Here is a 12,207-nt window from a genome sequence, read left to right as displayed (position 1 = left end):
CGGAAGGGCGGCGTGACCCATGAGCGTGTGGGACGACCTCGTCGGGCAGGAGAGGGTGAGCGAGCAGTTGACCGCTGCCGCCCGGGACGCCGACGCGTCCGTCACCGCGGCCGTCTCCCAGGCCCCGCCGCCCGAGGCCTCGAAGATGACCCACGCCTGGCTGTTCACGGGCCCGCCGGGGGCCGGCCGGACCCAGGTGGCGCGCGCGTTCGCCGCCGCGTTGCAGTGCGTGAGCCCCGACCGCGCGCTCGGCGGCGCCCCCGGCTGCGGCTTCTGCGACGGCTGCCACACGGCGCTGATCGGCACCCACGCCGATGTCACGACCGTCGCCGCCGTCGGCGCCCAGATCCTCGCCGAGGACATGCGGGACACCGTCCGCAAGTCCTACACCTCACCGGCCACCGGCCGCTGGCAGGTCATCCTCGTCGAGGACGCCGAGCGGCTCAACGAGAAGTCGGCGAACGCCGTGCTCAAGGCGGTGGAGGAGCCCGCTCCCCGGACGGTGTGGCTGCTGTGCGCGCCCTCCCTGGAGGACGTGCTGCCCACCATTCGCTCCCGCTGCCGCCACCTGAACCTGCGGACGCCGTCCGTCGACGCCGTCGCCGACATGCTCGTCCGGCGCGAGGGCATCGAGCCGGGGGTGGCCGCCGCGGTCGCCCGCGCCACCCAGGGTCACGTGGACCGGGCCCGCCGCCTGGCCACCGACCCGGCCGCGCGGGAGCGCCGCGCGGCGGTGCTGAAGCTGCCGCTGCGGATCGAGGACGTCGGGGGTTGTCTGAAGGCCGCCCAGGAGCTGGTGGACGCGGCGGCGGAGGACGCCAAGGTGCTCGCGGAGGAGAGGGACGGCAAGGAGACCGAGGAGCTGAAGGCGGCGCTGGGCGCGGCCCAGGGCGGCCGGATGCCGCGCGGTACGGCGGGGGTGATGAAGGACCTGGAGGACAAGCAGAAGCGCCGGCGCACCCGCACCCAGCGCGACAGCCTCGATCTCGCGCTGACCGACCTCACCGCCTTCTACCGGGACGTCCTCGCGATCCAGCTCGGCTCCCGGGTCGCCATCGCCAACGCGGACGCCGAGGACACCCTGGAGCGGCTCGCCCGCGGGACCACCCCGGAGTCCACCCTGCGCCGGATCGAGGCCATCGGCGCGTGCCGGGAGGCCCTCGACCGCAATGTGGCGCCGCTGCTGGCGGTGGAGGCGATGACGATGGCACTGAGAGCGGGCTGACGACGGCCAGGGGGGCCAAGAAGCGGGGCGGCGGCGGCCCGGGTGAACGTCGGCCGGTGATTGACGGTGTACCTCGTCCGTGGCTGTTCGCGCACGGAAAGCACTCGATCCATAGCGCAGAGTTAGGCTCGCGGGATGCACCTCAGGAGCTGTCCCCGCAGGCCCCGTACTCCCCGCAGGACCCGCACCGGCATCGCCCTCCGCGCCCTGTCCGTCCTCCCCCTCGCCGCCCTGCTCGCCCTGTCCGCGTGCGCCTCCGGCGGCTCGGCGACCACCGCAGGCTCCGCGGCTCGGGCGGAACTGGCGGCGCTGCCGAAGGCCACACCGTCGGTGCTCGCACCGTACTACCGGCAGAAGCTGTCCTGGCGGTCCTGCGGCGCCCCCGGCTTCCAGTGCGCCACGATGAGGGCGCCGCTGGACTACGCCCACCCGGGCGCCGGGGACGTCCGGCTCGCCGTGTCCCGGACGAGGGCGACGGACCCCGCGAAGCGGCTCGGATCGCTCCTCGTGAACCCGGGCGGACCGGGCGGCTCGGCGGTCGGCTACCTCCAGTCGTACGCCGGTGTCGGCTACCCGGCCCCGGTCCGCGCCCGGTACGACCTGGTCGCCGTCGATCCCCGGGGCGTGGGCCGCAGCGAGCCCGTGGAGTGCCTCGACGGGCGCCGCATGGACGCGTACACGCAGACGGACACGACTCCTGACGACCGGCGGGAGACGGACGGGCTGGTCGAGGCGTACCGGGGGTTCGCCGAGGCCTGCGGCGCGCACGCTGCCCGGCTGCTGCGCCATGTCTCCACCGTCGAGGCGGCCCGTGACATGGACATCCTGCGGGCGGCCCTGGGGGACCGGCGGCTGACGTACGTGGGGGCGTCGTACGGCACGTTCCTCGGGGCGACCTACGCGGGGCTGTTCCCGGACCGGGTGGGACGGCTGGTCCTGGACGGCGCGCTGGACCCCTCGTTGTCCGCCCGTGAGCTGAACCTGGAGCAGACGGCGGGCTTCGAGACGGCGTTCCGGTCCTTCGCCAAGGACTGCGCCCGGCGCACGGACTGCCCGCTCGGCCGCGAGGAGAACGAGATCGGGCCGCGCCTGAAGGCGTTCTTCGGCGCGCTGGACCGGCGCCCCCTCCCCACCGGAGACCCCGACGGCCGAAGGCTCGGCGAGGCGCTCGCGACGACCGGGGTGATCGCGGCGATGTACGACGAGAGCAGCTGGGAGCAGCTGCGCGCCGCGCTGACCGCGGCGATCGAGGACCGGGACGGCGCGGGCCTGCTCGCGCTGTCCGACAGCTACTACCAGCGCGACCCCGACGGCCGGTACTCGAACCTGATGTCCGCCAACGCGGCCGTGAACTGCCTCGACCTCCCGGCCGCCTTCGCCACGCCCGAGCAGGCCGAGCAGGCCCTGCCGGCGTTCGAGAAGGCCTCCCCGGTCTTCGGCGAGGGCCTCGCCTGGGCCTCCCTGAACTGCACGTACTGGCCGGTGCGGCCCACGGGCCGACCGCACCGCATCACGGCGAAGGGCGCCGCCCCGATCGTCGTCGTCGGCACGACCCGGGACCCCGCCACCCCCTACCGCTGGGCGAAGTCCCTGGCCCGCCAGCTCTCCTCCGCCCGCCTCCTCACCTACGTCGGCGACGGCCACACCGCATACGGCCGCGGCAGCGCCTGCATCGACTCCACGATCGACACCTACCTCCTCGACGGAACGCCCCCGTCCCGGGGAAAGCGCTGCTCATAGCCCCTGCCCCGCCCCCGGAACGCCCCCCTCCGGGGGTGGTGCGGAGCACCCCCGGAAACTGTGTAGACTTACCGACGTTGCCGACCGCACCATGGTCCGGACGGCGCGCCGCCTTAGCTCAGATGGCCAGAGCAACGCACTCGTAATGCGTAGGTCTCGGGTTCGAATCCCGAAGGCGGCTCTTTTTAGGACCAGGTCAGACCCTATCTGACCTGGTCCTTTTACTTTCCGTGAACGAGTCTCGCTGCGTCTGACGGGCCCGAGGGTCGCTGCTTGGGGGCTCCGGTGGACAACCGGTGGACAAGCGTGCAGCGAGCGTGCAGAGCGGTGGACGAGCCGGTGTACGAGAACCGGACTGACATGCCAGAGGCGATGGGGCTGCCGGGCCTGGTACGACGGGTTGCCGGAAGCAGTGCTGTTGGGGGGTTCCCATAAATCGAGGGAGCCGAGACGGCTACTGGTGAAGAATCGGCTGGAGGCATTAGTACGGAGGAGCCCGGTCGTGAACGTTATGCGTTTCGATGGCGGAGTCGGGGACTTCACCCTCGGTGTCCAGGCGGAGAGCGTCCAGCTTCTCAGGGGCATGGGCACGATCTGCTTGCAGTTGGGGTTGGAGGTCAAGGCCCCACCCGCTCAGGAGGTCGGCAGGTTCCTGGCGCTTCAAGCTGACCTCTACGGCATACGTGGGTCGTACCAGCGAACGCTCCTCGGCCGAGTAACGGAGATGCTGCCGTTCACGCCCGAGATCGGCATCGAGCGCCGCACCCTCAAGTTCCTGCTCACCGCCGCACAGCTCCACGCGATCAACGAGGCCCGCGACGGAGACCTGCGCATGGAGCTGGAGGTGACAGGCACGCTGCCCCAGGCGACCGGATACCCCGGTAGCACGACGGAAGTGCTGCACTTCAGCGTTGCCAGGAGTCGCTGGATCGACCAGATCAACGCTCTCGGCCCGTCGGTCGCCTTCGAGATGAGGGTGCCCTTTCCATTGGAGGACGACCCGCGGGCCGAGCCGGCGCAGCACCTGCGGTCCGCGCAGCGTCGGCTCCTCGACGACGACATCGACGGTGCGATCCTGGACGCTCGCCGAACCCTTGAGTGGATCAGGCTCCACAGCGGTTGGACGTGGCCGCTCAACAAGGACAGCCGCCTGCGCGGAAAGGACGAGCGGTGGGCGGCGATCCGCTCGGTCGTCGAGGACCAGGCGAGCGGATCGGTACACGCGGATGCCGTCACCTCGGCATTCAAGTACAGCGCGGACGAGGCGAAGGCGTTGATCAGCATTGCCGCCGCGTTGCTGACGGTGGTCGAGCGACCTGTCTAACCAGACGGTAAGTGATGTACATCACTTCACCTGGTGCCGGAATCTTTGTCGCTTGAGACCAGCGCCATTGCCTTTAGGCAGAGAGTTGTCAAAAGGCAAGGAGCACAGATGTCCCTCACCGCTTCCTCTGACGCCGCCCCGGCGGGGGGCGAGGCTGCGGAGCCCAGTCCGCAGAAGGCCTCCGCGCTGGAGGGCAGCACCAGCAAGGCACTGGTGCTCGTCACGGATGAGCCAGCCAAGTCGGCCGTAGTTGACGCGGCCGAGGTGATCGCCTCCCTGCGTCAGGTGCACTCGACAGCTGCCGCAGCGGTGGAAGCCGCGACAGCGATCTGCCGGCCATACGCAGATATCGCGGCACAGCTCGCTCAGACGATGGACTCTGTACGGGCCGTGGCCACTGCTCCCGCAGCAGTCGTCGCGACGGCATCTCGGGTGTCTGAGATCGCGGCGCAGCTCACTTCCACCGTCGTTCTGCCGCAGCCAGCCATCGTCCCTGCCGTAAAGTCCGCGACCATTCTCACTGGCACGGTCACCTCCGTCGCGAGCCTTGCCAGCCAGATGAGGTTCCCGGCCATCGACACCCGCACTGTCGCGGTCCAGCGCGGCCTCGCGGATCTCGCCGCTTCGGTGCTCCAGCCGCCACTCGTTCCGCGGGCCGTCCTGGAAACCCTCGTTCCTGTCGCGCACACCGAGCATCTGCTCGCGCAGTACGCCCGCAGCATCAGCCAGCCCCTCCTGGACGTCCAGGCAAGGATCGCGGCGGCCCCATGGATGAGGCTGGATATCGCGCCCCTGATCAGTTCCGTCCAGGAGACCGTGGCCGCCTTCGGCATCACCAGTCGTCTCAGCGCGGTGGTTCGTGCGAGCCTCGCGGACTGGGAAGTTCCCTTTCTGATGCGCGACGCCCTGAAGTGGGCGGCTGTCATCCTCGACGAAGCCAGGGGCTACCGCCTGGTGCGCTGGGCGAAGAGAGCGCTGACTGCGTACGCCACGGGTGACTCCCTGCCGCTGCGTACGTTCATCAGGAACGAGCTGAAGCTGACCGACCGGCTGGACGAACGCTGCCAAGCCCTGGCGCTAGCGATCCTGGAGGGGCTGATCGATGCCGCAGACCCATCTGACCCGGCTGCTCTGCACAAGGCCATGCGCGCATACGCCAGTACGGGCGTAGGTCTGGAACGAGACCGCACCCTCCGAGGCCAACGCATCCAGTATCTGGGCGACTTCGTCCCCCAGGACCTGGCACCCGGCCCGGAAACGGCCGTGCTGAACAGGGCCGTGGCATGGCCTGATCAGTTCGACAACCCGCACGTCCGCTACGCCACGAGGCAGCTGAAGCCGAAGGAGCGCGATGTCTCCCGGGTTTGGGCGGAGGATTCGACCGTCACCTGGCTGGAGGCCCCGCTACTGATCGGAGCGCAACCTGAGGACGGTATCCGGGTGCGACGCAAGCTGCGCCGGCTCGGCAACGAAGTCCTGCGCCGCAAAACCCTTGAGATGGGGGAGGGACAGTGAGCAGCCTCGGCGAACGAGGTGAACCGCAGGCGCTGCTGAGCGTGCGCGCCGCCGTGGTCCTTGTAGTAGGCGTTCTGGCCGGTGTCGGGGCGGCGGTCCTGACCGGGCTGTCGGGGAGCCCGTGGCCGACGGCCGTGCTCGCCGGAGGCGGCGCGTTCGCCGGCGGTGTCCTGTTCGCCCAGTCGGTCATCGGCTGAGCCTGTCCGGCGGCGAGCTCTCCCACAAGCACCATCGAGCGTGCCATGTCGATGCGGTGCCGTCGGGATGAGGCGGGCCCGTGCTAAGCGGGGGCCCGCCAGAACGGCAGTGGCGGGTTTCCCACCACAGGATCAGCAGCGTGACCGCCCCGCTGCCGAGTCTGCATGCGATCGGTCAGATTTCCGCTGACCAGGGCTCCTCTTCATGGCTCACTCAGGCGGAGCGCTCCTCGTCTGCCCTCTTGGCCTTCCGGGGCGGAGTCATCTTCGGCCTGCGGCTGGGGGCGGCAGCCTCGGTGTCCTTGACCACCGTGAGGGGCTTCCGGGCCCGGGGCACGAGTTGCACGACCTTCTCGGCGGCGTCGCGGGCGAGATCGTCCAGGACAGCCTGGTAGATGTCGCGGGTGATACGGGTGTCCGAGTGCCCGAGGGTCTCGGAGACGACCTTGATGTCGACTCCGGCCGCGAGCATGAGCGTCGCGGAGACATGGCGCAGGTCGTGGAGCCGGATCGGAGGCAGGCCGGCAGCGGCGACCAGACGCTCGAAGAGGTCGGAGACCTTGCCGGGGTGGAGAAGGGAACCGTCCTCCTGGGTGAAGACGCGGCCGGTGTCCTGCCAGCCATCGCCCCACGCCTCCCGTTCCTGCTCCTGGCCGGCCTTGTGTCTGAGCATGACCTGATGCGTCTCGTCGTCGAGGGCGATCAGACGGATGCCGCTGTCGGTCTTGGGGGCACCTTCGTGGATCTCCCAGCCGTCCTGGACGAGTTGGGTGGCGATGGCCAGGGACTGCGCGGCGGCCGAGTGATCCACCCAGCGGACGCCACAGGCCTCACCGCGTCGTGTTCCCCGGAAAGCGATGAGCCGCCACAGCGGATACAGCCGGTCCTCGGCGACGAAGTCGAGGAATTGACCGGTCTGCTCGGGTGTCCAGACCATGACCGGGGAGGGCTTCTCGCCGGTCTCCTGCCAGTGGGCGATCCGCTCGTCGGTCCAGATGAGGGCCTTCGGCTTGGTGCCGGGCAGCAACTCGACGTGGGCGGCCGGGTTGAAGGCGGGCATCACCTGCTGGGCGATAGCGATGTTCAGCGCGGCCCGCAGGGTGTCGCGGATATGCGGCTGGGTGTTGAGGCCGGTGATGCGCCGGAACGGCGGCATGGCGTCGAGCTGCGCCTGCAGCCACTTGCGACGGGCCCGGTTCTCAGCGCCTTTCCACGGCGTCGCCTTGAGTTCGTCGCGTACCGCGCGCCGCTGGGCGTTCTGCTCCTGGATCTCGATGTTGCGCTCGTTGATCGCGTCGAACATCGTGTTGATGTGGTGCACGCGGAGCTTGTCCAGCCGCAGGTGGCCCAGGTGCGGCTTGAGGTGGACGCGGATGTCGCACTCGTAGCGCGCTGCCCCGCCGCGACGCAGGCGTTTGCGTCCGGCGAGCCAGGTGTCGAGCCACTCGGCGACGGTGGTCTTCGAGTTGAGAGTCTGCCCGGTCTGGAAGCGGCGACGGGTCTCGTCGTAGTCCGGGAGCGGCTCCTTCTCCTTGAGGCAGCTCTCGATGAGGTCGCTGATCTGGGTCCTGCCCCAGGCGTCGTCCTCCTCGGGTATGGCCATGAGAGCACGGACCTTGTCCAACTCCTCCTGGGCCTTGGCCGAGCTTCCGAAGCCGCCGCGACGGAACCGGCGACGGCGGCCGTCCTGAGCGGGGTCCAGCTCCTGGAACACACTCCAGACGCCGTGTCGCCGCGACTTGAGCTTGGGGCATGAGGCCCCGTAGTCCTTGCCGGTCGCGGGATCGGTGCACCGGCACCGCCGGGTGATGGTGCCGTTCTTCACTCGCCGTCCTCCGGGTGGGTCGCTATGTCGGGCTGGTCGACGAAGGCCAGTTCGTCGGGCAAGGCCGGAGGTACGAGGCCGCGTTCACGCATCCGGGCTCGGAACGCGCGCAGCTCCTGGCAGTCCTCGAAGGCGTGCTCCTCGTAACCCTCGGCGCGCTCCAAGAGCGTGGCTCTGCGAGCACGGTCCAAGGTGGTGCTCGCCGCGCGCCGCCTCTCCTTGGCCAGGGCGGTGGAGGCTGCCGCGGCGGACACCAGGTCACCGTGGTTACGGAAGACGTCGAGGACATCGCGGGCGGTGCCCTCGGGGGCGGGCTGGCCCATGGGGGTCTCGCCGGTGAACCACGCGAGCGCGTCCCAGGTGGACACCTCCTGACCCGGGAGGACCTCCACCGTGGCGGAGGTACCGAGCGGAAAGAGGAGGGTCACGGGCGGGACGCCGAGGACGTCAGCCAGCACGATGAAGTCGGCGATGGTCATGCTCGCCTTACGGCCGGACTCCAGGTTCTTCACGGACTGCTCGGTGATCTCCGTCAGCCCGCGGTCGGCGCACCCATGGGCGACCTCGCCCATGGTGAGGCCGGCGGCCTTGCGTGCCTCGCGCATCTCTTGGGCGATCCGGGCGGTGAACGCCGCTGGCCAGTGATCGGGTTTCATGGCTGCACTTTAGGACGCTGGAAAGTGCTGCCGCAACTAGGTGATACACCTGGGCCCGACATTGCAGCACCTGAAGGCATCAGGAGGGCATCATGACGGCACCCGCTTCTTCCCGTGAGGTGCGAGGGCTGACGAGTGACGAGCTGCTCGCTCTTCCGGCGGTCATCGACCTCGACACCGCGAACCGGGCGCTGATGATCGGCCGCTCCACCGGATACGGGCTCGCCAAGCAAGGGGCGTACCCGGTCAAGGTGCTGCGGCTCGGAAATGCCTACCGAGTAGTGACTGCCGACCTGCTGAGGCTGCTCGGGCTGGACCGCCAGCCGTCGGACGGCGACCTCGAAGCCGGAAGCCGGCGGCACAGCCTGTGCGCCTAGAGGTCTGATGCGCGGTGTGGAGGGGTACGGTTTGTTCGCCACGCGCCTCACGGTGTCTCCCTCGACGGAAGCTGCCCCGCGTACCACAACTCGCTGAAGAAGCAAGGCGTCTTGCTGGGCGGGCCTACGGACAGAGTGTCCTCACACAGCGCTTGTCGGGTGGAAGGCTTCTTTCACCGAGGCCACTACCAGGGTGAGGTTGTCGTCATGGCGCGTCGCAGTCCCGAACGTCCGACGTACGGATTCACGGTCGCGGCTGCTGTCGACGCGGTACCGGCGGCACGTCGCCGAGTCGTCTCTCTGGCCCGGAATCTGGGCCTCCCGCTGTCGGACCAGACGCTGGAGACAGTCGAGTTGCTGGCCGGCGAGGTGATCGCCAACGCCGTCCTTTACACAGACGCTCCGTGCGACGTCTCCGTGACGCGGGCTGATGAACGGCTTCGTGTCGAAGTCACGGACACGGACGCGTCGTTGCCAAGCACTGTTGAGGCCGGGCCGGACGACGAGAACGGTCGGGGTCTCTTGCTCGTGAGCGCCTTGGCGGCCGACTGGGGGATGCAACTGGAACCCTCGGGCAAGACGACGTGGTTCGAGGTCACGCTGGAGCCGTCGACCGACGGCTTGGGCAACAACTCCGCAGATGCGCCGTTCTCCGCTCACGCAGGTGAACCTGCCGTGCGACGAGCAGAGTGCCAAGCTCCCATGGCGTCGTCGTCCAACCCGCGGTCGTCGTTGGTCCCAGCAGCGGTGGGGAAGCAGCATCAGGCTGCCTGATGCCGTGAGTCGAATCGGCCAGCCGCCGTCCGTGGCCTCATCGGATGTCGCCACAGGCTGAGCGTGCCCCCCGCCTCGATGGCCGCGATCGCGTGCTCTCGTGCCCGGTGTATGACGTAGCTGGGCTTTCTACCGAGGCCCTGAGGTTTGAAAGACGGATACGGTCAGACCGTGCCTCTGGTCGTTGTGATCCCTGGACGCGCCGAGCGGAGAAGGGGCCGCAACTGGAGGTCGGCGCGCGGTCCAGCCATTCGGAGTGGGGGTGTGTACAGGTGACGGCACGTGCTCTGGAACGGCATGCCGACGGTCCAGGGCGGGAGCACCTCGGCGGCCGGAGGGTGCTCACCGCGGAGCTGGTACGTGACGCCCGCCGACAGGTGCGAGACGGGGCCTCGGTCGATCATCTCGCGCGTGCGATCGGCGTGAGCAGCAGGGCGCTCTCGAAGGCGGTCTACGGGGTCACCTGGCGCCGGGTGGACGATCCGCCGCCGATCAGCCGACCCCGACCTGCCGATCCAGACCGGCCCAGCCCCACCGTTCTGAACGAAGATCATGTGCGTAGGCTGCGCCGCGAGCATGCGGGTGGCGCGTCGGTGCGCTATCTCGCGACTAGAGACGGACTGACCTACAACACCGTTCACGATGCGATCCGAGGCGTCACCTGGGCGCACGTTGATGAACAGGTGTCTGAGGAGATCCTCCCCGGGGAGGCGTGCCGCCCAGGCGTGCTCCTGACCGCGGCGACAGTGGGGGAGATGCGGCGTGCGCACGTCGGCGGTGCTTCCCTGCGATCGCTCGCTGACAAGTTCCGTCTGAAGTACGCGACGGTCCGAGCGGCGGTGCGGGGGACCACCTGGCGCCACCTCACTGATCCACCTCCTGTGCCGGCCTCCGGTCGGGGCGGCCGGCACGCACTCACCAGTGCCCGGGAAGCCGATCTCGTACGGATGCGTGAGGAGAGCGGAGCCACGTACGCCCAGCTCGGCGCGGCGTTCGGCGTCAGCGAGGCCACAGCCTGGCACGTGTGCGCACGCAGCCGTCGCCCGGCGACGGACTGAAAGCGCGTGTGCTCGCCGGGTGCGACGAGAAGGATGACGCCCGCTCCTGTGCGTGCGGGCGAGCACATGCTGGGAATCGGTAGGCTTGCGCGCATGTCTACAGCCTCCACGCGCGTGCGTTTCGCCCCGTCCCCGACTGGAATGTTCCACGTTGGCGGGGCCCGGTCGGCTCTCTACAACTGGGCCGTCGCACGACAGTCGGGGGGCAGGTTCGTCCTGCGGATCGAGGACACCGACGCGGCCCGCAACAAGCCCGAGTGGATCGACGGCATCATCAGCGCGCTCGCGGCCATCGGGATCTCCAAGGACGATCCCACCTTCGAGGGTCCGTACTTCCAGTCGCAGAACGCCGGCCGTCACACCGAGGCCGCACAGCAGCTCTACACGCAGGGTCACGCGTACTACTGCGACTGCACCCGTGAGCAGCTCCAGGAGAGGACCGGTTCGCAGCACCTCGGCTACGACGGCTTCTGCCGGGACCGGGGTCTGGAGTACGTGGCGGGCCGGGCCCTGCGTTTCCGTACGCCCACGGAGGGCGAGACGGTCGTCGTGGACCTGATCCGGGGTGAGCCGTCCTTCCCGAACTCGGCGATCGAGGACTTCGTCATCGCCCGAGGCGACGGCTCCCCGGTCTTCCTGATCGCCAACGTGGTCGACGACCTCGACGAGGGCATCACCCTGGTCATCCGTGGTGACGAGCACCTGTCGAACACGCCCAAGCAGCAGCTGCTGTGGGAGGCGCTCGGCGCGAAGGCCCCGGTGTGGGCTCACCTGCCGGTGATCGTGAACGAGAAGCGGCAGAAGCTGTCGAAGCGCCGGGACAAGGTCGCTCTCGAGGACTACCTCGCCGAGGGCTTCCTGCCGGAGGCGATGACCAACTACCTGATGCTGCTCGGCTGGGGCCCCGGGGACGACGTCGAGCTCCGCCCGTACGAGGAGCTGGAGGAGAAGTTCCGCGTCGAGGACGTGAACACCTCGCCAGCCTTCTTCGACATCAAGAAGCTGACGGCCTTCAACGGCGAGTACATCCGCGCCCTGCCGCTGGAGAAGTTCGTCGCGGCCTGTGAGCCGTGGCTGCGCGCCCCGTACGCCAACTGGGCGCCCGAGGACTTCGACCAGGCGGCGTGGGAGGCGATCGCCCCCCACGCCCAGACCCGCGTGGCCGTCCTGTCGGACATCACGGCCAACGTCGACTTCCTGTTCCTGAAGGAGCCGGTGGAGGACGAGGCGTCCTGGGACAAGGCGATGAAGGGCGACCCGGTGGCTCTCCTCACCACGGCCCGCGTCAAGCTGGAGACGGCCGACTGGACCAGCCCCGAGTCCCTCAAGGAGGCGGTCCTGGCCGCCGGCGAGGAGCACGGCCTGAAGCTGGGCAAGGCTCAGGCCCCGGTGCGCGTCGCGGTCACCGGCCGCACAGTCGGTCTGCCCCTCTTCGAGTCCCTGGAGGTCCTCGGCAAGGACCGCACGCTCGCACGGATCGACGCTGCGCTGGCGAAGCTCGCCGGCTGACTACTTG

General features: G+C 69.3%; 11 protein-coding genes and 1 tRNA gene. 10 read left to right on the top strand and 2 right to left on the bottom strand.

Annotated features, from left to right (window positions below; translation table 11 throughout):
* The first annotated feature begins 19 nt into the window (after nt 1-19).
* The 6 genes from U5640_RS20585 (at nt 20) to U5640_RS20560 (ending at nt 6,001) form a co-directional block, all read left to right on the top strand.
* Complete coding sequence (locus U5640_RS20585; protein WP_340377237.1) at nt 20-1,225, top strand: DNA polymerase III subunit delta'; 1,206 nt, start codon at nt 20-22, stop codon at nt 1,223-1,225.
* A 135-nt stretch (nt 1,226-1,360) separates the two neighbouring features.
* On the top strand, nt 1,361-2,965 hold the full coding sequence (locus U5640_RS20580) for an alpha/beta hydrolase (protein WP_340377236.1): 1,605 nt from the start codon (nt 1,361-1,363) through the stop codon (nt 2,963-2,965).
* 107 nt (nt 2,966-3,072) lie between these two features.
* Nucleotides 3,073-3,146: transfer RNA gene (locus U5640_RS20575), tRNA-Thr, on the top strand.
* 321 nt (nt 3,147-3,467) lie between these two features.
* Nucleotides 3,468-4,289 carry a hypothetical protein gene (locus U5640_RS20570; RefSeq protein ID WP_340377235.1) on the top strand — a complete coding sequence of 274 codons (822 nt, stop codon included), beginning with the start codon at nt 3,468-3,470 and terminating at the stop codon, nt 4,287-4,289.
* Between the two features lie 108 nt (nt 4,290-4,397).
* Nucleotides 4,398-5,804: a hypothetical protein gene (locus U5640_RS20565; protein ID WP_340377234.1), complete on the top strand. Its 1,407-nt coding sequence runs from the start codon at nt 4,398-4,400 to the stop codon at nt 5,802-5,804.
* Complete coding sequence (locus U5640_RS20560; RefSeq protein WP_250335381.1) at nt 5,801-6,001, top strand: hypothetical protein; 201 nt, start codon at nt 5,801-5,803, stop codon at nt 5,999-6,001. The genes U5640_RS20565 and U5640_RS20560 overlap by 4 nt, the downstream gene beginning before the upstream one ends.
* 214 nt (nt 6,002-6,215) lie before the next feature.
* On the opposite strand, the gene U5640_RS20555 is transcribed toward U5640_RS20560, so the two are convergent.
* Both U5640_RS20555 and U5640_RS20550 read right to left on the bottom strand, forming a co-directional pair.
* A complete protein-coding gene (locus tag U5640_RS20555; RefSeq protein WP_340377233.1) occupies nt 6,216-7,826 on the bottom strand; it encodes a tyrosine-type recombinase/integrase in 1,611 nt (536 codons plus the stop codon).
* Complete coding sequence (locus U5640_RS20550; protein ID WP_340377232.1) at nt 7,823-8,482, bottom strand: helix-turn-helix transcriptional regulator; 660 nt, start codon at nt 8,480-8,482, stop codon at nt 7,823-7,825. Before U5640_RS20550 ends, U5640_RS20555 begins: the two co-directional genes overlap by 4 nt.
* Before the next feature lie 92 nt (nt 8,483-8,574).
* Here U5640_RS20550 and U5640_RS20545 point away from each other — a divergent pair, with 92 nt between their 5' ends.
* From U5640_RS20545 to gltX, 4 genes are all read left to right on the top strand, one after another.
* On the top strand, nt 8,575-8,859 hold the full coding sequence (locus U5640_RS20545; protein WP_340377231.1) for a hypothetical protein: 285 nt from the start codon (nt 8,575-8,577) through the stop codon (nt 8,857-8,859).
* 207 nt (nt 8,860-9,066) lie between these two features.
* Entirely contained in the window at nt 9,067-9,633 is a 567-nt protein-coding gene (locus tag U5640_RS20540) for an ATP-binding protein (RefSeq protein ID WP_340377230.1), read from the top strand.
* A gap of 272 nt (nt 9,634-9,905) precedes the next feature.
* Nucleotides 9,906-10,691, top strand: a complete 786-nt coding sequence (locus U5640_RS20535) for a hypothetical protein (protein ID WP_340377229.1) — start codon at nt 9,906-9,908, stop codon at nt 10,689-10,691.
* 141 nt (nt 10,692-10,832) lie between these two features.
* The gene (gene gltX / locus U5640_RS20530) at nt 10,833-12,200 is read left to right on the top strand and encodes a glutamate--tRNA ligase (RefSeq protein ID WP_340377228.1); all 1,368 of its coding nucleotides are present in this window, start codon (nt 10,833-10,835) and stop codon (nt 12,198-12,200) included.
* Nucleotides 12,201-12,207 lie beyond the last annotated feature (7 nt).

Source organism: Streptomyces sp. SS7 (genome assembly GCF_037993025.1).
GTDB lineage: Bacteria > Actinomycetota > Actinomycetes > Streptomycetales > Streptomycetaceae > Streptomyces.
This window is presented reverse-complemented; position numbering and strand designations above follow the sequence as displayed.

Coding starts and splice junctions, on each gene's coding strand:
- U5640_RS20550 (WP_340377232.1), bottom strand. CDS start 8,482: ATGAAACCCGATCACTGGCCAGCGGCGTTCACCGCCCGGATCGCCCAA.
- U5640_RS20565 (WP_340377234.1), top strand. CDS start 4,398: ATGTCCCTCACCGCTTCCTCTGACGCCGCCCCGGCGGGGGGCGAGGCT.
- U5640_RS20545 (WP_340377231.1), top strand. CDS start 8,575: ATGACGGCACCCGCTTCTTCCCGTGAGGTGCGAGGGCTGACGAGTGAC.
- gltX (WP_340377228.1), top strand. CDS start 10,833: ATGTTCCACGTTGGCGGGGCCCGGTCGGCTCTCTACAACTGGGCCGTC.
- U5640_RS20540 (WP_340377230.1), top strand. CDS start 9,067: ATGGCGCGTCGCAGTCCCGAACGTCCGACGTACGGATTCACGGTCGCG.
- U5640_RS20585 (WP_340377237.1), top strand. CDS start 20: ATGAGCGTGTGGGACGACCTCGTCGGGCAGGAGAGGGTGAGCGAGCAG.
- U5640_RS20580 (WP_340377236.1), top strand. CDS start 1,361: ATGCACCTCAGGAGCTGTCCCCGCAGGCCCCGTACTCCCCGCAGGACC.